General features: G+C 48.1%; 15 protein-coding genes and 1 tRNA gene. 3 read left to right on the top strand and 13 right to left on the bottom strand.

Translation table 11 applies throughout. The features are described from left to right. From DWY63_RS08410 to DWY63_RS08400, 3 genes are read left to right on the top strand one after another with little or no spacing between them, the layout of a single operon-like run. Positions 1 to 738, top strand: coding sequence for an ABC transporter permease (locus tag DWY63_RS08410; protein ID WP_117801859.1), 738 nt, complete (start codon positions 1 to 3; stop codon positions 736 to 738). Positions 739 to 749: 11 nt separating this feature from the next. Further along, complete coding sequence (locus tag DWY63_RS08405; protein WP_117801858.1) at positions 750 to 1,652, top strand: sensor histidine kinase; 903 nt, start codon at positions 750 to 752, stop codon at positions 1,650 to 1,652. Positions 1,653 to 1,658: 6 nt separating this feature from the next. Beyond that, positions 1,659 to 2,159, top strand: coding sequence for a DUF4368 domain-containing protein (locus DWY63_RS08400; RefSeq protein WP_117510059.1), 501 nt, complete (start codon positions 1,659 to 1,661; stop codon positions 2,157 to 2,159). A gap of 139 nt (positions 2,160 to 2,298) precedes the next feature. Here the strand turns inward: DWY63_RS08400 and DWY63_RS08395 are convergent, their stop codons facing one another. The 13 genes from DWY63_RS08395 to DWY63_RS08330 form a co-directional block, all read right to left on the bottom strand. Beyond that, positions 2,299 to 3,879: a glucose-6-phosphate isomerase gene (locus DWY63_RS08395; protein WP_117801857.1), complete on the bottom strand. Its 1,581-nt coding sequence runs from the start codon at positions 3,877 to 3,879 to the stop codon at positions 2,299 to 2,301. A 123-nt stretch (positions 3,880 to 4,002) separates the two neighbouring features. Then, the gene (pfkA, locus tag DWY63_RS08390) at positions 4,003 to 4,995 is read right to left on the bottom strand and encodes a 6-phosphofructokinase (protein ID WP_022462041.1); all 993 of its coding nucleotides are present in this window, start codon (positions 4,993 to 4,995) and stop codon (positions 4,003 to 4,005) included. A gap of 81 nt (positions 4,996 to 5,076) precedes the next feature. Next, complete coding sequence (locus DWY63_RS08385; protein ID WP_117801856.1) at positions 5,077 to 8,550, bottom strand: DNA polymerase III subunit alpha; 3,474 nt, start codon at positions 8,548 to 8,550, stop codon at positions 5,077 to 5,079. Between the two features lie 11 nt (positions 8,551 to 8,561). Continuing rightward, positions 8,562 to 11,738 (bottom strand): ATP-binding protein, encoded by a 3,177-nt coding sequence (locus DWY63_RS08380; protein WP_117801855.1) that lies wholly within the window; start codon positions 11,736 to 11,738, stop codon positions 8,562 to 8,564. A gap of 178 nt (positions 11,739 to 11,916) precedes the next feature. Beyond that, a complete protein-coding gene (locus DWY63_RS08375; RefSeq protein WP_022462037.1) occupies positions 11,917 to 12,768 on the bottom strand; it encodes a CvfB family protein in 852 nt (283 codons plus the stop codon). 13 nt (positions 12,769 to 12,781) lie between these two features. Further along, positions 12,782 to 14,251, bottom strand: coding sequence for a nicotinate phosphoribosyltransferase (locus DWY63_RS08370; RefSeq protein ID WP_055218976.1), 1,470 nt, complete (start codon positions 14,249 to 14,251; stop codon positions 12,782 to 12,784). 71 nt (positions 14,252 to 14,322) lie between these two features. After that, positions 14,323 to 15,027: an acyl-[acyl-carrier-protein] thioesterase gene (locus DWY63_RS08365; RefSeq protein WP_117801854.1), complete on the bottom strand. Its 705-nt coding sequence runs from the start codon at positions 15,025 to 15,027 to the stop codon at positions 14,323 to 14,325. A gap of 77 nt (positions 15,028 to 15,104) precedes the next feature. Next, positions 15,105 to 15,176 (bottom strand) — tRNA-Gln (locus tag DWY63_RS08360). A gap of 135 nt (positions 15,177 to 15,311) precedes the next feature. Further along, entirely contained in the window at positions 15,312 to 16,490 is a 1,179-nt protein-coding gene (locus tag DWY63_RS08355; RefSeq protein WP_117510056.1) for a cation diffusion facilitator family transporter, read from the bottom strand. Between the two features lie 337 nt (positions 16,491 to 16,827). Further along, positions 16,828 to 18,417: an ABC transporter substrate-binding protein gene (locus tag DWY63_RS08345; protein WP_117510054.1), complete on the bottom strand. Its 1,590-nt coding sequence runs from the start codon at positions 18,415 to 18,417 to the stop codon at positions 16,828 to 16,830. A gap of 237 nt (positions 18,418 to 18,654) precedes the next feature. Continuing rightward, positions 18,655 to 19,122, bottom strand: coding sequence for an Hsp20/alpha crystallin family protein (locus DWY63_RS08340; RefSeq protein ID WP_117801853.1), 468 nt, complete (start codon positions 19,120 to 19,122; stop codon positions 18,655 to 18,657). Positions 19,123 to 19,545: 423 nt separating this feature from the next. Continuing rightward, a complete protein-coding gene (locus tag DWY63_RS08335; protein WP_238061730.1) occupies positions 19,546 to 19,710 on the bottom strand; it encodes a hypothetical protein in 165 nt (54 codons plus the stop codon). Between the two features lie 29 nt (positions 19,711 to 19,739). Continuing rightward, positions 19,740 to 20,489: an ATP-binding protein gene (locus tag DWY63_RS08330; protein WP_055226331.1), complete on the bottom strand. Its 750-nt coding sequence runs from the start codon at positions 20,487 to 20,489 to the stop codon at positions 19,740 to 19,742. Between the last annotated feature and the right edge of the window lie 45 nt (positions 20,490 to 20,534).

Genomic DNA, 20,534 nt, shown 5'->3' with positions numbered 1-20,534 from the left:
ATGAACAACTTACTGAAAATGGAAAAATATCAATTATCACATAATATCTTTTATTGGTGCGGTTTAATAGGGATATTTTTGATTGGTTTTTTTACCGCAGATACTTATGTCCCGGAAGCTATGGGGCCTATGGGTGGGGCTGCTACATCCCTCGCAGATATTTTTAATGGAATGGTTTACGATTCAACCTTTCTCCTGATTATTATATCCAGTATTTTAGCTCTGATTTTAGGACAGGAATTTTCCAGTCGGACGATTGATCTTGAGGTCAATGCAGGACATTCGAGAAAAACCATTTTCTTTGCTAAAGTAATCTCATACTTAATTGCATTTAATATCATGGCTCTTGTTTATCCTGTGGCTGGTTGTATAAGAGAAAGTGTCCGCTTTGGTATTACCGAAGCAGGCAACCTTTGTTATCAGGTCAGTAAGGCGATTTTATATTCTCTGCTTTTGAACAGTGCGACTTTTCTTATTGCAATCTGGATTGTTTTTTGGTTAAGAAGCTCTGCAAGAGCAATAGCTGTTACCGCTTTAGTCACTTTTGTTCTTAGCCTTTATCTTGGGTATGGAATGATGTTTGATCTTCCTGTTGCATTTTTGGCAACCTATCAGATACGGGAAGCGGTTTTTTCTGTGACCTATTTTTTGCCATGGGCCATTTTCGTTGGCGTTGTTTGGATAGTTGCTTTGATAACCTTTTCATGGATTAGCTTTCGCAAATGTGAACTCAAATAACAAGGAGGGAGGTGTCTGGAATAAAGCTGTTGTTAATTTTAGTTATCGCAGTCTTGATAGTAGTGCTTTTCAAATATGTGCAAATCAAAAGACAAATCCGTAATCTATCGAAACAAATGACCGATCTTACAACTGGAAAATCGGAAAAGATGCTGGACATCTCTCTTGTTGATAAAGATATAGAACAACTGGCCGCAGTATTAAACCAGTATAATGAAAAGCAAAGACAGTCCATTGCAAGCACATTACGGCACGAAATGTATTTGAAAGAGTCCATTGCTAATATTTCACATGACTTGCGTACCCCTCTGACGGTAATACTTGGCCATTTACAATTATTAAAAAAGGAGAATTTATCAGCAGGTCAAACACAGCGTATAGAAACCATTTATAATAAAGCAGAAAGAATGAAAGCGCTGATACAAACCTTTTACGATGTTTCTGTAATAGACGCAAAAGAAGTAACTCCTGTGCGTGAAGATTTCAACTTAACAAATTTGCTGATAAATCTTATCACAGAGAACGCCCCAGCATTGGAAGCAAAAGGCATATCTCCTGTAATTGGTCTGCCAGATCATTCCGTTTATCTCCATTCGGACTATGGTATGGTAGAACGTATTTTTCAAAATCTTATTATAAATGCTATTCGATATTCCTCTGGCTCGATTAAAATTGACCTGAAGCAAGGCAAAGAAAAGAGTGCTATTTTTATCATTGAAAATCCCATTGATAGTAAGGTGGAAATAGACTCAAACCGACTATTTGAAAGATTTTATACCGGGGACAAATCAAGGCATAATAGCGGTACAGGAGTGGGGCTTGCTGTGGTAAAACTATTAACTGACAAGCTCGGCGGCAATGTGTTCGCTAAAATTGAAAATGATACACTAACCATTTCATTGGAAATCAAATAAACAGTATTGTTTCAACTGCCGGGCGACGGCAAAGAAAAAAAGCCGTCGTACAACAGCCCTTTTGACACGCCCATAAAACCAGCGGCGGCTTTGAGAAATCAAGGCCGCCGCTTCTCTTTGCCCAGCGCAGGATCGGCGGCCCACGGAGGGAGCCGCCATGCTGATATACTGTCCCGTGACTATGAATTGGAACAGACTAACCTTACAAACCTTGTCGAATATCTTCGGCAAGAAGTCAAGGAACAGGAAAAGCAGAAAGTCAATGTCAGACAGTTTATTGCAGCGGTCAGGAAGTACACTGATATGCAGCAGCTTGACGCCTCTGTTCTCCGGGAGTTTGTGGAGAAAATTTATATCTCCGAGGTTTATACGCCGGACGAGAATGAGCCGCGCATCAAGGTCAGAGAAATCGAGATCGTCTATAACTTCATTGGTGCATTTGATTTTGAGGACGCAAGGGAGCAATCCCAAGCAGCCCAAAAAGAAAAGAAAACCGGCGTAGCCTAAACTACGCCGATTCTCTCACATAAATGTTTTCTTACGTCACCACCCCTAAGCAGGGCTTTGTCTATAGTCTGAAATCTCCCGGAGTTTTTCCGGGAGATTTTTTTCACAGGACGCCTTTTCTGATCAGAAAATAACGCTTTTAGATATTGAGCAGATCACTGAATACCTTCAGTGCTCCGTCTGTCTCATGAGCCAGAACGCGTTTTGCAAGGACTTTACCAAGCTGTACACCCTCCTGGTCGAAGCTGTTTACGTTCCACAGGAATCCCTGGAACATGATCTTATTCTCGAAGTGTGCAAGCAGTGCTCCCAGCGTCTTCGGATTTACCTGATCTCCGATGATGATGCTGGACGGACGGCCGCCTTCGAAGTTTTTGTTTTTATTCTCATCTGCTTTACCGCAGGCAAATGCAACGATCTGAGCTGCTACGTTTGCGCAGAGTTTCTGCTGGCTGGTGCTGCCCTGGATGTCGACATCGGTCTCCATCTGGTTATTGCGGAAGCCTACAAACTGCAGCGGAACGATATCAGTTCCCTGATGCAGCAGCTGATAGAAGGAATGCTGTCCGTTGGTACCTGGCTCGCCGAAGAGAACCGGACCGGTCGGGTAATTGACCGGCTCGCCGAAGCGGTTGACTGATTTACCGTTGGACTCCATATCTACCTGCTGTAAATGAGCCGGGAAGCGGTTCAGTGCCTGGGAGTACGGAAGAATTGCAGTGCTCGGATAGCCAAGAACGTTTCTCTCGTAAACACCGATCAGCGCATCGAGCATCTCCGGGTTCTGTAATACGTCTTTGTTTGCAGAAAGTTTATCTTCTGCTGCAGCGCCCTCGAGGAATGCTGCGAATACTTCCGGTCCGAAAGCCAGGGACAGAACAGCGCCGCCGACTGCGGATGTGGAAGAATAACGGCCTCCGATGTAGTCATCCATGAAGAATGCTGCCAGATAGTCGTCGCTCTTTGCCAGCGGAGAAGTCTCACTGGTAACGGCGATCATATGCTTGGATGCATCCAGGCCTGCATTTTTCAGAGCGTCTTTTACGAAGGACTCATTGGTCAGAGTCTCCAGTGTGGTTCCGGATTTGGATACCAGAACGAAGATGGAATGTGCTACGTCGATCGAATTCAGAACAGCTGCTGCGTCATCCGGGTCAACGTTGCTGATGAATTTTGCTTCCATTTTGAAGCAGCCGTTTTTCTTTGCCCAGTTTTCCAGAGCCAGATACATCGCACGCGGGCCAAGGTCGCTTCCGCCGATACCGATCTGCACAACGGTGGTGAATTTTTCACCTGCTGCGTTGGTGATCTCACCTGCATGTACTTTGTTCGCGAACTCTGCGATGCGGTTCTGCTGCTCTACGTAGAAAGCACGTTTGTCTACGCCGTCTGCCGTAACGGTGTTTCCGAGCTGGCCGCGGGTCAGCTGATGAAGCACGAGACGGTTCTCTCCGGTGTTGATGACAGCACCGTTGTAAAGCTCCTCAAATTTTTCAGAAAGCTGTGCCTCTTCTGCCAGTTTTACGAGTGCGGCAAGGACATCCTCATTCACCTGTTTTGCTGCGTAGTTATACGCAAGTCCTTCTGCCATCGGAACGCTGTAAGATTTTACGCGCTCTGCTCCGTTTTCGCCGGACATCACCTCGGCAAGATTGACACGCTCCACTTTTTTCAGCTCCTCAAAAGAAGCCAGTTTATCAAGATTGTTCCAGGTAACCATTGTTAAGTTCCTCCTGTTTTTTTATTTTGTCTCTCTATTCCGTCCGCGGAAACATTTTTATTCCCGCTATTATACCAATGAAACAGACTGCTTGCTAAAAACAGTCTGTTTCGTGATATTTTTTTATTTCGTATAGTTATAAGAAAGAGCTCTTGCGATCTCCCACTGATATTCCGGCAGAGTCTTTGTCATGGACAGTGCCTCATCGATATCGTAATCTACATACTCACCGTTCTTGTATGCAACAACGCGGTCTGTTTTGCCTTCCAGAAGAAGGTCAACTGCGTAAGCACCCATGATGGACGCATATACACGGTCTTTACATGTCGGGCTTCCTCCACGCTGCATATGTCCAAGGATCGTTGCACGGGTCTCGATGCCGGTTGCAGCTTCGATTCTGCGCGCCATGCTGGTGGAATGGCCGATGCCCTCAGCATTTACGATGATATGATGTTTTTTGCCTTTTCTACGGTTCTCGATGATGTTGTTGATGATCTTCTGCTCATCGTAATCGTATTTCTCCGGAAGAAGAATATCCTCTGCGCCGTTTGCGATACCGCACCACAGAGCGATATATCCGGCATTACGTCCCATAACCTCGATGATCGAGCATCTCTCATGGGAAGTGGAAGTATCTCTTACTTTATCAATGGCTTCCATTGCAGTGTTTACCGCGGTATCAAAACCGATGGTATATTCTGTGCAGGCGATATCCAGGTCGATGGTTCCCGGTACACCTACGGTGTTAATTCCAAGAGCTGCCAGTTTCTGCGCTCCTGCAAAAGATCCGTCTCCGCCGATAACTACCAGTCCGTCGATGCCGTGTTTTCTGCAGACATCTGCAGCACGTTTCTGGCCTTCCGGTGTACGCATCTCTGCGCAGCGGGCGGTATAAAGGATGGTACCTCCGCGCTCGATGGTGTCGGATACATCGCGGGCTGTCATGTCGATGATTTCTTCGTTCATCAGTCCGTCGTAGCCTTTCAGGATACCTTTCATCTGAACGCCCTTCTGCAGACCTCTTCTTACGGCTGCACGGATCGCTGCGTTCATACCTGGTGCATCACCACCGCTGGTAAGCACTCCGATTGTCTTTACCTTGTTAGTCGTTGCCATATGAATTCCTCCATCTCATCACACACATTAATAAACGAGTAGTTTTATTTATTAATCACACACAGTTTTATTTTAAAGCATTCAGGCCCTTTTTTCAATACTCTTTTCTACAACTTTCACGTTTCCGGTACCGAATTTTGCCTGAAGTGACGCCACCAGACGGGCATCTGCCTGCACATTGCGGCTCGGCGGCAGTTTTTTCATCGCTTTGATCGATTTGATGTAGAGAATCACGCTGTCCTTGCCGTCGGATTCATGCAGCATCTGGTACAGATCCGCCACTTCTCTCTCGTACGTTTCCTTGTCCGGGAACTGGATCCAGAGCTCTTTCGGGATGCCAGCAAACGGGAAAATTTTCTCGCAGATCAGCTTGCTCGGCTTATCATCCTCCGCGGAAACACGGCCCTGGATGAAGACACGCGCATCGGTCTGCATCATCGGTGCGTTTTTCTCGTAATCGCGCGGGAATACGACGATTTCCATACTGCCGACGAGGTCCTCGAGTGTGAGAAATGCCATTGTCTTGTTATTCTTTGTATATTTGATTTTTTTATCCGTGATAATGCCGCCGACAATCTCTTTCGCGCCGTCGGTGACGGATGGGAAACCCGTCTCCTCATCCGGCTGGAAGTCTGTCGTTACCGCGGAAATGTTCTTCCGCCAGCACTCCTCCTGCTCCTCGAGCGGATGACCGCTGACGTAGATGCCGAGCACCTCTTTTTCGAGCGCCAAAAGATCACTCTTTTCGTATTCTCCGACATCCGGGTACACCGTTTCATACGACCGTTTGGTCGTCTCATCTACGAAGTCAAACAGACTCATCTGGCCGCTTAACGAATCTTTTTTCTCGCGCGCCACATCATCGAGCACATTGGCGTAGACGAACATGAGCTGCTTTCTCGTCACGCCGAAGCAGTCGAATGCGCCCGCCTTGATAAAGTTCTCGACGGTCCGCTTGTTGACTTCTTTTCCGCTCAGGCGCTCCGCGAAATCCTTTAACGAGCGGAACGGTCCGTTTGCACTCCGCTCCTCCACGATCGCCTCCATGACCGGCTTTCCGATGCCTTTGACCGCCGCCATGCCATAGCGGATCGCCTGGCCGTCTACCGTGAATTTTCCTTCGCTTCGGTTGATGTCCGGCGGCAGAATGGAAATGCCCATCTGCCGGGAACTCAAGATATACTCTGCGACTTTTCCCGGGTTATCGATGCAGGAGGTCATCAGAGCCGCCATGAACTCAACCGGGTAATAGTATTTCAGCCATGCCGTCTGGTACGATACGAACGCGTACGCCGCCGCATGGGATTTGTTGAAGGCGTATTTCGCGAAGTCGATCATCTCGTCGTAGATCTTGTTCGCTGTCTTCTCATCAATGCCGTTTTTGATACAGCCCGGCACGCCCTCGGCCTCGTTTCCATAAACGAAATTCTGGCGCTCTTTTTCCATGACAGATGCCTTTTTCTTCGACATCGCACGGCGCACCAGATCGGCCCGTCCAAGCGAATAGCCCGCCAGTGCCTGTACGATCTGCATAACCTGTTCCTGGTAGACGATACAGCCGTACGTCGGCTCCAGAATCGGTTTTAAGAGCGGTGTATCGTACGTAACGGATTCCGGGTTGTTTTTTCCTTTGATGTACTGCGGAATAAAATCCATCGGGCCCGGACGGTACAGGGAAATTCCGGCGATGATATCCTCGAGGCTCTGCGGTTTTAACTCCTTCATGAAGTTTTTCATTCCCGCACTCTCGAGCTGGAACACACCGACCGTTTTCGATGCGCCGATCATACCGAGCACTTTCGGATCGTTGTAATCGATGTGAAGCAGATCAATTTTCTTATTGCTGTAACGCTCTGCGAGCTTTGTCGCATTCTGAATGACGGTCAGGGTCCGAAGTCCTAAGAAGTCCATTTTCAGAAGTCCCAGTTCCTCGAGCGTCGTCATCGTGAACTGCGTGACGATCGTTCCGTCGCTTCCTCGCGAGAGCGGCACAAATTCCACCAGCGGACGCGAGCCGATGACAACACCGGCGGCGTGCATCGACGTGTGGCGCGGCAGACCTTCAAGTCTCCGTGACATGTCGATCAGATGTGCAACCTCTTCATTGCCCTGATACAGCTCCCGCAGCTCGTGGTTCATCTGCAGTGCCTTGTCGATCGTGATATTCAGTTCATTCGGAATCATCTTCGCAATCGAATCGACCTGTGCATACGGCATATCCAGCACACGGCCGACATCGCGGATGACACCGCGCGCCGCCAGTGTACCGAATGTGACGATCTGTACAACGCGGTCCTTGCCGTATTTTCTCGTTACATAGTCGATGACCTCCGGGCGGCGTTCGAAACAGAAATCCACGTCGATATCAGGCATGGTAACTCGTTCCGGGTTCAGGAAACGCTCGAACAGGAGCTGGTACCGCATCGGATCCAGCTGTGTGATGCCAAGGGTGTAGGAAACAATACTTCCGGCCGCCGATCCTCGTCCCGGTCCGACCATGATGTCGTGGTCGCGCGCAAATTTGATGAAATCCCACACGATCAGGAAGTAATCGACGTAACCCATCGTTTTGATCGTATCAAGCTCGTATTTCAGCCGCGCTTTCAGTTCATCCGTCGCCGGGTAATACCGTTCCTCGAGGCCGTCGTAGCAGAGCTTATTTAAGTATTCCCAGGAAGTGTATCCTTCCGGCACATCGAATTTCGGAAGTTTTGTGACACCAAATTCGATCTCCACATTACACCGGTCTGCAATTTTCTGTGTATTTTCGATTGCCTGCGGTGCATACGGGAAGAGCGATGCCATCTCCGCCTCGGATTTCACGAAATACTGGCCGCCCTCGTAGCGCATGCGGTCCTCATCCGTGATCTTCTTTCCGGTCTGCAGGCACAGAAGAATATCGTGGGAATCCGCATCTTCTGCGTACGTGTAGTGAATATCATTCGTCGCCACCAGCTCGATGCCGGTTTCTGCCGAGAGGCGCATCAGCTGCTGATTGACCATCCGCTGCTCCGAGATGCCGTGATCCTGCAGTTCCAGGAAGAAATTGCCTTTTCCGAAAATCTTCTCATACCGCAGTGCGGCCTCTTTTCCCATCTCGTACTGGTTCCGCACCATCGCACGCGCCACCTCACCTGCAAGGCAGGCGGAAAGCGCGATAATGCCCTCGTGATACTTTTCCAGAATCTCCATGTCGACACGCGGCTTATAGTAAAATCCATCGATAAAGCCCGCCGAAACAATCTTCATCAGATTGGAATAGCCCGTATTATTTTCCGCCAGCAGAACCAGATGGTAGTACCGGTCCTCTCCGCGGCTGGTTTCGCGGTCGAAACGGGAACCCGGCGCCACGTAAACCTCACAGCCGAGGATCGGCTTGATGCCCTGCGCGCGGGCTTCTTTATAAAAATCGATACAGCCGAACATGACGCCGTGATCGGTGATCGCGGCGCTGTTCATGCCAAGCTCCTTGACTCTGGCAACGTACTCTTTGATCTTGTTCGATCCGTCCAGAAGGCTGTATTCGGTATGTACATGTAAATGCGTAAAACTCATCGTTTTCTCCTCTATTTTCCAAAGGCATGTTCCGTTGTCTCCAAGATCGTCTGCACCAGGCTGTCCGGCTCGATCGGCTTGGTCAGATGGCTGTTCATGCCCGCTGCGCGGCATCCCTCTTTACTCTCTTCGGAGGACTGCGCCGTCATCGGGATGATCGGGACTTGTTTTGCTTCCGGAAGCTCCATGGTGCGGATCTGCCGCGCTGCCTCAAGACCGCCCATCACAGGCATCATCAGATCCATTAAAATCACATCAAATTTCTGCGGATTCGCCGCATACTTTTCGACCGCCTCGCGGCCGTTCCATGCCTCTTCCACCGTCGCACCGTGATCGGTCAGGTAAAACTCGGCGATTTCCATGTTGATCTCATTATCCTCGACAAGCAGAACGTGGAAGCGGACAAGCTCTTTTCCTGCGATCCGTGTCTTTACTTCCTGAATCCGCTGTCCCTCGCAGTCAATGTAAAACGGAAGCCGGAATACATACGTCGTTCCGACGCCCTGCTGGCTCGTTACCTCGATCGTGCCCTGCATTTTTTCGATCAGTTCTTTGACGATCGACATGCCAAGGCCCGTTCCCTTGTACTGCGTTCTCGCACCGGACTTCTCCTGTGTGAACGGATGGAACAGCTCTTTTTCGATAAATTCGCTGCTCATTCCGATACCGCTGTCCATGATGCGGAACTCGTAGACGACCCGGGTTCCGTCGCAGGAGACTTCGCCCGCATACGTATCGATCATTCCGCCTGGCTTGTTGTACTTGATTGCATTGCTGAAGAGATTCAGCATAATCTGCCGCAGGCGCAGCGGACTGCCGATCAGTCTCGTGTGCGTCAGCTCACCGCGGTGCGTACAGTGGGTAATGCCCATCTCCGTAATCTGCGCATTGACAAGGGATGCCACATCATCCATCAGATGCGTCAGGTCAAAAGAAACGCTCTCGATCGTCTCTTTTCCGGACTCCAGCTTATTCATATCGAGCACATCGTTGACGAGTGCCAGCAGATGGCTTGCGGAAAGATTGATTTTATCGAGGCAGTCGTCCACTTTTGCCTCATCCTGCCGGTTTTTGCGGATGATATCCAGCATGCCCATAATGCCATTGATCGGCGTGCGCACATCGTGGCTCATGCGGTTCATAAATTCTGTTTTTGCACGACTTGCACTGTCTGCAGCTCTAAAGGCATCCTGAAGCTGTATCTTCTCCCTCTCTTCCCGGCTGTGGAACTCTGACGTATCACGGAAAAGGATCATGCCGTGTACCACAACGCTCTCCCGCTTTGTCTTTCGGTCGTAGACGGTATCCTGTGACATAAGAACCGTCTTCTGCAACCATATTCTTCTGCCGGACTCATCTGTTTCCTGATACTCCACGACTACCTGCTTATCTCCGTTTTCAAAGCGCTGCAGCAGTTTCTTCGAGGAATCCACAATGCGGTATGATTCCAATGTCTCCTCCGCGACAAACGCACTGCATTCCCCGCAGTATTTCTCGTAGGAACACGGCAGATCTATATTGAGGTCAAATTTCTTCTGCCCGCTGTGGTAAAAAATCTGCTCCAGCGAATCATTCGTCAGATCAACGGTGAACACAGTCTCGGCCGTCTCGAGAAGTGCCTCGGCGTAGTGGCTGTTTTCAATGATCGACTGTTTCATCTGTTCATAGTATTGGTCGAGCTGTTCTTTTTCATTCCGAGCAGCTTCCTCATTGGAGCGGAACCGCTCAAAGCCCATCAGAAAATGGTGCAGTCCGCCATCCTCGGCCGCGTCGTAGAACAGAATGGTGACTTTTCCCCGGCAGAGCGCTTCCCCTTCGCTGCCCTCCTGATACTCGTACAGAATTTCTACGCTCTCTTCTCCCTTCTGATAGCACTCCTTCAGATGGGTAAGATCCAGCATTCTACGCATTTCCTTTCTCTTTTCCTCATCCGTGATGCCCTGCACAATATGCTCGGCCGCACCGGTATAGCTGCCGTCCTCGGCAAGGAAAAAGCCCGAAACGGCACGCAGAATCCGGTACTGGTCCTGTCTTGCATTGCAGTAAATACAGTTGGAAAAATGGTATCCCTTTTTCTTTACGACGTCCAGCGCTTCCAGGCTGATCTTCCGCTCTGCGGCGGCTTCTTCCATCTTCGCGCGGTTTTTGTCGATATACATGTTCTGGTCCGCATGGCGGAACAGTTCCCGGATATCACAGTCTTCAAATTCCGTGGACAGTGCATAGCCTCCGGCGTAGCTGATCGGCATCTCCGGGTGCTGGCGGGAATATTCTGCCGTCTGCGTGCGGATGTGATTCATGCACGCTTCCACTTCTTCGCGGTTCAGTCCGCGCAGAATGGCAAGAAACTCATCTCCGCCGTTTCTTCCGACGAAATACTCCTCCGGGACTGCTTTTCGAAGCTGAACGGCAAAGGAACGGATATATTCGTCTCCCTTGTCGTGACCCAGACTGTTGTTGATCGTGCGCAGATTGTTGAGGTCAAACACGCAGACCGCATACACGCCGGAAATTTCTTCTCCTCCGTCACTTTCCTCCAGAATCTCTTCGCATTTATTTTTATTTGGCAGGCCCGTCGCCTCATCGAGATAGACTTTCTTCTGCAGAATACGGTTCATCGCCGCATAGCGGACGGCCTTGATCAGCTCCATGCCGATGACAAACACCAGACCGATGATATCTCCTACTACCACCTGCTCCAGCTTCTTCAGCGAAGACGCCATTCTCTGCGAATACGCTTCCGCAAGGCCCGTCGCCTCGTCACAGATTTTGAAAAAGGTCTCACTCTTTTCGATAATCGCGGTATTCTCATATCCTTTTTCACGCACCAGAAGAATCTCTGCCTTCAGCTCTTCAAAATACGATGCCAGCTCAGTCATCTTATCCTGAAAATCCCGGTCATCCAGGCGCACCAGATCCAGCTCGCTGCTTCCGTTCTGCAGACCGTCGATATAAGCGTTGATGTCTGCAATCATCGTATCCTGCGGTTCTCCCGCATCCTCCAGCTTGATAATCCGCTGCGTTTTTCCGCGCACCAGACCGGCATAGTTGACAACGCGGGCCGTTCCCTGTATTTTCTCGACCATCGACATAATGCAGAAAAACAGAATAATCAGAATGATCGTCAAAACCGTCATTGCGGTTTTGGAAATAAAAGATGTTTTTTTCTTACTTTTCTTTTTCTTCATCGCTCTCCATCAGATCCTGTGTCATTTTTTGTCATATAGATCATATTATAAGCGCAATCCTCTCTTCGCGCAACCGCAAACCGGGCGCAGAAAAAATTTCAAAATTTTATCTGCTGTCTGACACAAAAAAAACGGACACCGGAGAGGATGTGCTTCCTGTCCAGTGCCCGATTTTTTCTTATTTTGCTTTTTCTGCCGTCCAGATTTTACCGTCGCGGATGACAACCTGTTTTTCTTTCATCAGATGGCCGACCGCGCGCTTAAATGCTGCTTTGCTGAGGCCGAATTCTCTCTGAATCACTTCCGGTGATGCTTTGTCATCAAATGGAAGGACACCTGCAAATTCCTCGATCACAGAAAGAACGCTCTCTGCATCGATTGCGATCTGCTCGTACGCTTTTCCGCGTGCGGACAGGGAGAGTTTTCCGTCCTCTTTGACTTCTGTAACGCGGCACTCAAGTTCCTGGCCGACATGATAGTCTGCCTGTGCTTCTCTCTTTGGAATCAGGCCGGAGTAGCGGTCATCAACAGCAACGAAAACGCCGAAGTTTCCGCTGATCTCGTAGATTCTTCCCTTTACGATATCGCCTACGACGTACGGAGAATTGGTTTTCAGGAAATGGTAAACCTTCATCGTTGCGCAGAGACGGTCGCTCTTGTCGATGTAGAGGGAAACCAGAACCTCATCACCTGGATGGAGGCGGCGGGTCTGCTGTTTAAACGGAAGAAACAGATCTTTTTCCAGACCCCAGTCCAGAAATGCTCCGATCTTTCCGGTAGCAGCTACGTTTAAGACAGCCAGCTCTCCAAGCACCAGCTTCGGCTCTCTGGTTGTCGCAATCAGACGGTCGCTGGAATCGCGGTACAGAAATACTTCCAGCTCATCTCCCTCTTTTGTTCCTTCCGGCACCTGTTTGATCGGCAGAAGAACACGTTCCTTCTCGCCTGCTTCCCGGGTCTCCCCAAGATAAATACCGAATTCTACTTTCTTTACTACTACCAGCTTTTGCTTTCTTCCTATATTTAACATTTGACTTCCTTTCTTACTGCTCGCCGAGAGCCTTCATGCTCATCTCCTCGAGCAGGTCGCTCTTGATGTGGTACAGCTTGTCGGACAGATCCACGTAAACCTCATGCGGATTGACCAGACGTTTGGACTCCTCCCAGAGGGTATCTTTCTCTCTGGTGCAGATGTCGCGGATCTCCATGACGGATGGAGAAGTGTAGACGCATGCGCCCTTCTGGAAAATCGGAACGAGGAGCTCGCGTAAGGTGTAGGTTCCGCCTTTGATCTTCGTCTTTTTCCAGGTCTCGATCGGGTCGAAGATGATCATATCTTTGCTCTCGTCGAAGGTCTCGTCTGCGAGGCAGATCAGGTCGGCACGGATCTTTCCGGTTTCTTTATCATAAATACGATAAATCGTCTTATTGCCCGGGTTTGTTACTTTCTCGGAGTTCTCGGACAGCTTGATCTTCGGTGTGAATTCTGCGTCATCTTTATCTTTTGCTGCTGCCAGCTTGTAAACGCCGCCGAATGCCGGCCAGTCACCGGATGTGATCAGGTTGGTGCCGACGCCCCAGGAATTGATCTTCGCACCCTGGGTTTTCAGGCTGTCGATCAGGTACTCATCGAGATCACTGGATGCGGAAATGATGGCATCGCCGAAACCTTCTGCCTCGAGCATCTGATATGCTTTTTTCGACAGGTAAGCCAGGTCACCGCTGTCGATGCGGATGCCGTAGCCCTTCATCGGTAAGCCCTCTGCTCTCATCTCTTTGAAGACGCGGATCGCATTCGGAACACCGGATTCGAGAACATCGTAGGTGTCTACGAGAAGAATGCAGGCTTCCGGATACATTTTCGCATACGTTTTGAATGCGGTGTACTCATCCGGGAAGCTCATGATCCAGCTGTGTGCGTGGGTTCCCTTGACTGGAACGTCAAACATCTGTCCGGTCAGGACATTGGAGGTTCCGATGCAGCCGCCGATCATGGCAGCACGCGCGCCGTAGATACCGGCATCCGGTCCCTGTGCACGGCGGAGTCCAAACTCCATGATGCCGTCGCCCTTTGCCGCGTAAACAACGCGGGATGCTTTCGTCGCGATCAGGCTCTGATGGTTGATCATGTTCAGAATCGCGGTCTCTACAAGCTGTGCCTCCATGATCGGAGCGACAACTTTTAAGAGCGGTTCTCTTGGGAATACGACGGTTCCTTCCGGGATCGCATAGATATCTCCGGTGAAATGGAAGCCTCTTAAATACTCCAGGAAATCATCGTTGAAAATATGGAGGGAACGGAGATAGTCGATGTCATCCGGTGAAAAGTGAAGATCGCGGACATACTCGATTACCTGCTCAAGTCCTGCACATACGGCGTATGCGCCGCCGCATGGATTCTTTCTGTAAAATGCATCAAATACCACGATCTGATCGGACGGGTTCTCGTAGTAGCCCTGCATCATGGTAAGTTCATATAAATCGGTTAACAGTGTAAGGTTCTGCGCTCTCATGGCAAATTCCCCTTTCCTCATTGTGTTTATTACGTTCGTATCGTATCTTATTCTTTCCGATTGTACCACAATCATTGAAATTCCACAACTACGTATGGCTGTCCTTTTTCATCGTTCAGCGAGATAAAACAGCCGTTTTCCGTCTCGGCGCGCAGCGGATGCAGGACATCGCCGAGGTGCGCCTGCTGTTTGTATTCGGCGCGCATCCGGCGCACGGTGAAGTTCTTCGGAAGGCATTCACCGGCAAGGGAAATGAACTGTGCGTTATTGACGTGGTGGTTCGTATCGAGGTTGTGCGGCCGCACCGGGAACGGTTCGCCGATGAAATCTGCTTCCGGCATTTTCACTTTGCGCTCGCCGAAATCCTCGCCGATCGGATCGTCAATGCCGTAGGCGTCTGTCGTCTCTTTCGGTGCGCGGACGGGATGACCCGTTTCCATATTGACGTAAGACCAGATGGAGTTGGCACAGGCGAGCATTTCGCCGTCTTCTGTTTCCATCGTGAAGTTACGCATGCCAAGAAATCCTTTGAAGCCGCTCGCCCATGTAGTGATTTTTACCGCTTCACCGAGGGATGGATAGCGGCGCACATGAATCTGCCACGCGGACAGCACCCAGGCGCAGCCTCGTTTTTTGAGCTCCGCAACGCCCTCGCCGATCGCTTCCGACTGGAAGGTACTGCAGTCCTGAAAGTAATTGATCAGCCCCGGCAGGGTGAGATTTCCGTCCTCACCGATTTCGCTGTAGCGGATTCTGCTCGTAAAGGAATACTTCATCGTTTGTTCCTCCTGCTGTATTTGTTTTTGAGCATCGAAAAAGGCCTCAGGTACGAGACCTGAGACCTTTCAATGAGCTGGGCTACCTGGATTCGAACCAGGAACTGACGGAGTCAGAGTCCGTTGCCTTACCGTTTGGCGATAGCCCATTGCCTTGCGACAAAATGTATAATACACTATCGCAAGAGAAAAGTCAACACCTTTTTTGAAATTTTTTTATTTTTTTCAAAAAACTGACTTTTGGAACATTTTGGAAGGGATTTGACGGCTCAACCCGGCCGTTGTCACTCTCCCGCCACGTATTTTTTGTCGATGTTGACGACGCATTCATACTTCTCATCCATTTCCTTCATCAGCGCCCCGATCTGCCCGATCACGCGATCACAGTCTTTCTTCTTATAAGAATACGGGATTTCAAGATCAAAAATCAGCTTCTTTTTCTCCGCCCCGTTGATCATACGGAAATCGTGGAAGGAAAGCTCCGGATCGAGAATGGAAATTACGTTTCTTACCTTCTCCTTTGTCGCAAGAACCGTCGCATCGTGGATCTCCACCGGATCCATGTGGATGACCAGCAGAATCCCCAATTTTTTGCCGACCTCATGTTCAATGCGGTCGATAATATCATGCGATACCTCGATATCGACATCTCGCGGCACCTCCGCATGGATCGATGCCATACTTCTGCCAGGCCCGTAGTTGTGGACAATCAGATCATGGGTTCCTACAATTCCTTCATAGGAAGCAACCTCTTTCATGATCCGTGCATACAGATCCGGATCCGCGCCCTGCCCGATCAGCGGTTCCAATGTATCTTTTGCAATGGAAATACCGGACCACATAACGAGTACCGCCACAACAAGTCCTGCGATTGCGTCGATATTAACCGAAAGGAAATGGCAGATCAATATAGAAGCGATCGTTGCGCTCGTCGTGATCACGTCGCCCATGGAATCCGCCGACGTTGCCAGCATCACCTTCGACTGAATGCGGTTTCCCAGTTTTCGGTTGAAAAGCGCCATCCACAGCTTTACACCAACCGAGAGCACCAGAATCAAAAACGGAACCATCTGAAATGTGATCTCTTCCGGATTGCGAATTTTCTCCAGGGAGCTCTTTAAAAACGTAAAGCCGACTTCAATAACCAGAAACGAAACGATCAGCGCTGCAATATACTCGATCCGTCCATGCCCGAACGGATGCTCTTTGTCGGCCGGTTTGTTTGCCATCTTGACACCAACAAAGCTGATGACCGAAGATGCCGCATCGGAAAGGTTATTGAACGCATCCGCCATGATCGCCAGAGAATGCATCCCAACACCGATCAGCAGCTTGGCGGCAAACAGCAATACATTGCAGCAGATTCCTACCATACTGGATAAAATACCATATCTCGTCCGCACATCCGCATTGTCAGTGTTCTCATACTCTTTTACAAAACATCTTACCAGAAAATCTGTCATGGGTTCCCCTTCTTTCCACAATACATTCAGAAACATTAGCTTAGATAAAAAGGGCCTCACGCATCGCCGCGAAGCCCTTATGTTTTTTCTGTCTTTTTCTATAGTAGGCAGTGTTGAAAAAAAAGTCAAGCCTAACATATTTTCGGAGATTCTATCGACAGAGAGAAAAAGCAACGCAGACTGCTTCTTTTCAGCAATTCTGCGCCGCTTTTTCTCTGTTTTTTCAGATTTTATCTCTTTTCAGGCAGATTTGACAATCGAATGAGAGTTTTTCTTTTTCCTGCCTGAAATAGCGTTACCGCCCACCGGTACCCAGCGAGCCGTAACGGAATAGCTACTATTTTACTTTATAAATTTTCGCCATATCCTGCACATACAGCGGATAGAACCGATAGCCCGCAAAATCGCTCCGAAGTGCAACCTCACATGCCATATCCTCGATATACAGGTTTGCCGCATCGTCACAGAGCAGTGTTTCCATTTTTTTGTAAATCTCAACCTGCTCCTCTTCATCCGTGCTGGTCTTAACCTGCTGATACAGTTTATCATACTCTTCGTTGCTGTAGTTGATAAAGTTCTTGGATGATGTTGAGGTAAACCGTTCCAGCAACGCGCGTCCGGTCAGATATGCCGCATCAACGCCGACAACCGTGGACTGGAACTTCCGGTCTGCATATACATCCGACAGCCAGCTGTCCCACTCGACCTGCTGAATTTTGGCAGTAACACCGATCGCTTTAAGCTGCTCTACCAGAACCTGGGCTGTATCGATATGCTGCTGATAATTGTTCGGCACTGTAATCGTAAGCTCAAATCCATCTGGGTATCCGGCTTCTTTTAACAGTTCTTTTGCCTTCTCAATATCCTGATTATATCGCTCTGACAGTTCCGGCACATAATATTTTCCAAATGCCGGGAACATGCTGCTTCCGATGATCGTTCCTTTTCCGTCCGCAATCATATCCAGCACTTCCTGGCGGTTTGCCGCATAGCACAGCGCCTGGCGCACCTTCACATTGTTGAGCGGTTCCACGGCATTGTTCAGATACAGCGCCTGTACCAGGTTCATACCGCCGTCATAAATCGTAAAATCGGAATCTTCGGCAAGCTGCGCTGTCTGTGTGGAACTGAGACGTGCATACATGTCCAGTGTACCGGATTTCAGGTTTGTTACGACTGCATTGCTGTCCTTGACAATTCGAAATGTTACCTTGTCCAGATACGCCTGATTTTCCGTATCCCAGTAATCGCTGAATTTTTCAAGGACAATGTTTTCCTGCGGGGACCGTGATACATAGTGGAACGGGCCTGTTCCGACCGGATCTGCTTCCAGATCTTCCACATGCTCAGGTACAATCGCTACCGTCAGATAGGCAAGAAACTCGGTGTCTGCCTCTTTTAAATAGATGTCGATCGTGCTCTCGTCCGGAATTTCAACCTTGTCCACATTGGAAAATGCCTCTACCAGAGGCGTTCCGTCTCCGTTGATACCCGCACAGCGTTCGATTGAATATTTTACATCCTCTGCAGTGACGGTCGTTCCATCGTGGAATTTGACACCATTCCGGAGCTTGAAGGTATAAACCTTTCCATCCTCCGAGATCGAATGACTCTCTGCCACCGCATCGTTCAGATTTCCTTCTTCATCGGGCTTTACAAGGCCCTCATAAATATTGAATAGGATTTCTTTCGTTCCTGCCGCAACAGATTTGTGTGGGTCAAGACTATCCTCAATGTCCTGAGGAATTCCTACCGTGATGGAACCTCCCATAACAGGTTCCCCTGTCGGGGTTGATTCCGTTGATACCTGAGAACTTGTGGTATCGGAAGAATCTGCTTTCCCATCCTTGCCATCCTGGCATCCGCCAAGTACAACAGTAAGAGCTGCAACTAAAAGCAGCGCAAGTACGCTTCTTCTTTTCTTCATGATTTCTCCTTTTGATACGAGTTCTCTCATTTTGTAATTGTCACGCCTATTGTATCCGACCTGTTCCCAAATAGCAAGTACATTATTGTATACAATTTATTTTCCGAATCCGAAAATCACGTATATCCGCCCGCGTATTCCGGATTCTTTCCCTCGGGATGTACCAGAAAAGATAAAAATTTTGCCGCCCGGGAATTTTAACATTCCCGGGCGGCAAACGCTTTTGCTTTTTTTCTTTTATCCTTCAATGGAGATTGTCTTTTTCTGCTCCACAGCCGGTTTTGCTTCCTTCTTCGGTACGAAGAGTTTCAGCAGACCGTGTTTAAATTCAGCCTTGATATCCTCTTCGGTAATATCTTCACCTACATAGAAGCTTCTGCTGCATGCACCTGCGTAACGCTCTTTACGGATGTAGCGGCCGTTCTCTTTTTCTTTCTCGTCTTTGTCAAGACCTTTCTCTGCACTGATGGTCAGATAACCATTTTCCAGTGTGGCCTGAACTTCATCTTTCGTGAAGCCCGGAAGGTCAACCACTACCTCGTAGCCATTATCCAGCTCGCGAATATCTGTTTTCATCACATGGCTGGCTTTGCGGCCATACAGTTTCTTTTCTGTATTCTTCATCTCTTTGTCATAATCATAGAACGGAAAATCGTTGAAAAAGTCATCAAATAAATTTTCTCCAAAAATACTAGGCATTAACATAAGTCATCGCTCCTTCTTATTCTTCTCATGGAACCTGATCCATGCTTTTTCTCCGGTTTTTCTTTTCACCGGATCTTTTTGTTTACCTGTTTCTTTGGAACGGAAAGGCTTCCGGATACCGGAGGTTTTCTTCTTTTCCTCTCTTTGTATCCCTCTTCCTTTGTTCTAGCTGTAATATAACACTTATTATTAGCACTGTCAAGAGGCGAGTGCTAATAATTTTGTGAAGATTGTGTGAACGCTACGAGTCATGCACATTTACGCGAAAAGCCCTCGTTCAAGCTTGCTTGATAAAGAGGGCTTTTTCATGGAAATGTATAGGGCGACAGCCCGACAGCGAGGGAATTTATTCCCGAGCTGTGCACAGACACCTATATGAGTGAAACTTAGCGAAACTTAAATTACGCCCAAGATGGAATATACTTATTTGTTTGTACTTGATTTTTTAATCTGATCATCTATATCTTCTCCATCACCAAATACCGTAACCTTTATTGATCTTCCCCTTTCCGTTTGATATTTCCGGATATACTCTGTTAATTGTTTTACGTAAATTTCTTCATCTTCCACAATTGCAATCTGTATCATCCTATACCCACCTAAATCTCCTTATTCTGTTAAATAGAAAGTAGAAATTCTGTTAAGTTTTCAATAGCATCTGGTTTTTCTGATAGTTCTTTCCCCATCAGTCCCTCTCCCATAATACCAGGATCCGCACTAAGAGATACAGCGACTCGACTTGAATTCCATACAGCTTCATACATCATTTCCTGATTCTCTTTTGTTACTTTATTGAGAACGTAATAAAATGGTTTTTGAATACTTTCCGATAATTCCCCGATTTTTTTGGAAAGCTGTAGGGATTCATAGGATGGATCTATGATTATCAATATCAAATCTACACCGTTATCAATTCCACGTCCAAAGTGTTCAATACCAGCCTCCATATCCATTAGCGCAAATTGGTCTTCTGTAAGCCTGAGATTTTGGATAAATTGAGTCATAACAGTTCCCATAGCACAAGAACACCCTTCATTTGCCTGATGAATTTTTCCACTGGTCATCAGTTTTACACCGTCCTTCAGACTATAATAATCTTCCGGTATATCATCTATAGTCCAGGTTTCCTCAAAAAACTGATGAGTAAATTTTGATAACATCATATCATTTAAAACATTTTGCTTACCACCGAAATAGTCTGTAAAATCTCTGGGAAGCTTCATACCCAGCTGTCGGTGTAGACCATAATTAGATTCATCGGAATCAATTACCAAAATTTCTTTTCCTCGTCTGGCTAAAGCCTTAGCCAAAAGACTGGTTACTGTACTTTTTCCACATCCACCTTTTCCGCAAACTGCTATTTTCATCTCTATCTTTACTCCTTTTCTTTTTTCTAAATAATAAGCATTACA

Source organism: Blautia sp. AF26-2 (assembly GCF_003460955.1).
Lineage (GTDB): Bacteria > Bacillota > Clostridia > Lachnospirales > Lachnospiraceae > Fusicatenibacter > Fusicatenibacter saccharivorans.
This window is presented reverse-complemented; position numbering and strand designations above follow the sequence as displayed.

Coding starts and splice junctions, on each gene's coding strand:
- DWY63_RS08410 (WP_117801859.1), top strand. CDS start 1: ATGAACAACTTACTGAAAATGGAAAAATATCAATTATCACATAATATC.
- DWY63_RS08395 (WP_117801857.1), bottom strand. CDS start 3,879: ATGGTTACCTGGAACAATCTTGATAAACTGGCTTCTTTTGAGGAGCTG.
- pfkA (WP_022462041.1), bottom strand. CDS start 4,995: ATGGCAACGACTAACAAGGTAAAGACAATCGGAGTGCTTACCAGCGGT.
- DWY63_RS08385 (WP_117801856.1), bottom strand. CDS start 8,550: ATGAGTTTTACGCATTTACATGTACATACCGAATACAGCCTTCTGGAC.
- DWY63_RS08380 (WP_117801855.1), bottom strand. CDS start 11,738: ATGAAGAAAAAGAAAAGTAAGAAAAAAACATCTTTTATTTCCAAAACC.
- DWY63_RS08375 (WP_022462037.1), bottom strand. CDS start 12,768: ATGTTAAATATAGGAAGAAAGCAAAAGCTGGTAGTAGTAAAGAAAGTA.
- DWY63_RS08370 (WP_055218976.1), bottom strand. CDS start 14,251: ATGAGAGCGCAGAACCTTACACTGTTAACCGATTTATATGAACTTACC.
- DWY63_RS08365 (WP_117801854.1), bottom strand. CDS start 15,027: ATGAAGTATTCCTTTACGAGCAGAATCCGCTACAGCGAAATCGGTGAG.
- DWY63_RS08355 (WP_117510056.1), bottom strand. CDS start 16,490: ATGACAGATTTTCTGGTAAGATGTTTTGTAAAAGAGTATGAGAACACT.
- DWY63_RS08345 (WP_117510054.1), bottom strand. CDS start 18,417: ATGAAGAAAAGAAGAAGCGTACTTGCGCTGCTTTTAGTTGCAGCTCTT.
- DWY63_RS08340 (WP_117801853.1), bottom strand. CDS start 19,122: ATGTTAATGCCTAGTATTTTTGGAGAAAATTTATTTGATGACTTTTTC.
- DWY63_RS08335 (WP_238061730.1), bottom strand. CDS start 19,710: ATGATACAGATTGCAATTGTGGAAGATGAAGAAATTTACGTAAAACAA.
- DWY63_RS08330 (WP_055226331.1), bottom strand. CDS start 20,489: ATGAAAATAGCAGTTTGCGGAAAAGGTGGATGTGGAAAAAGTACAGTA.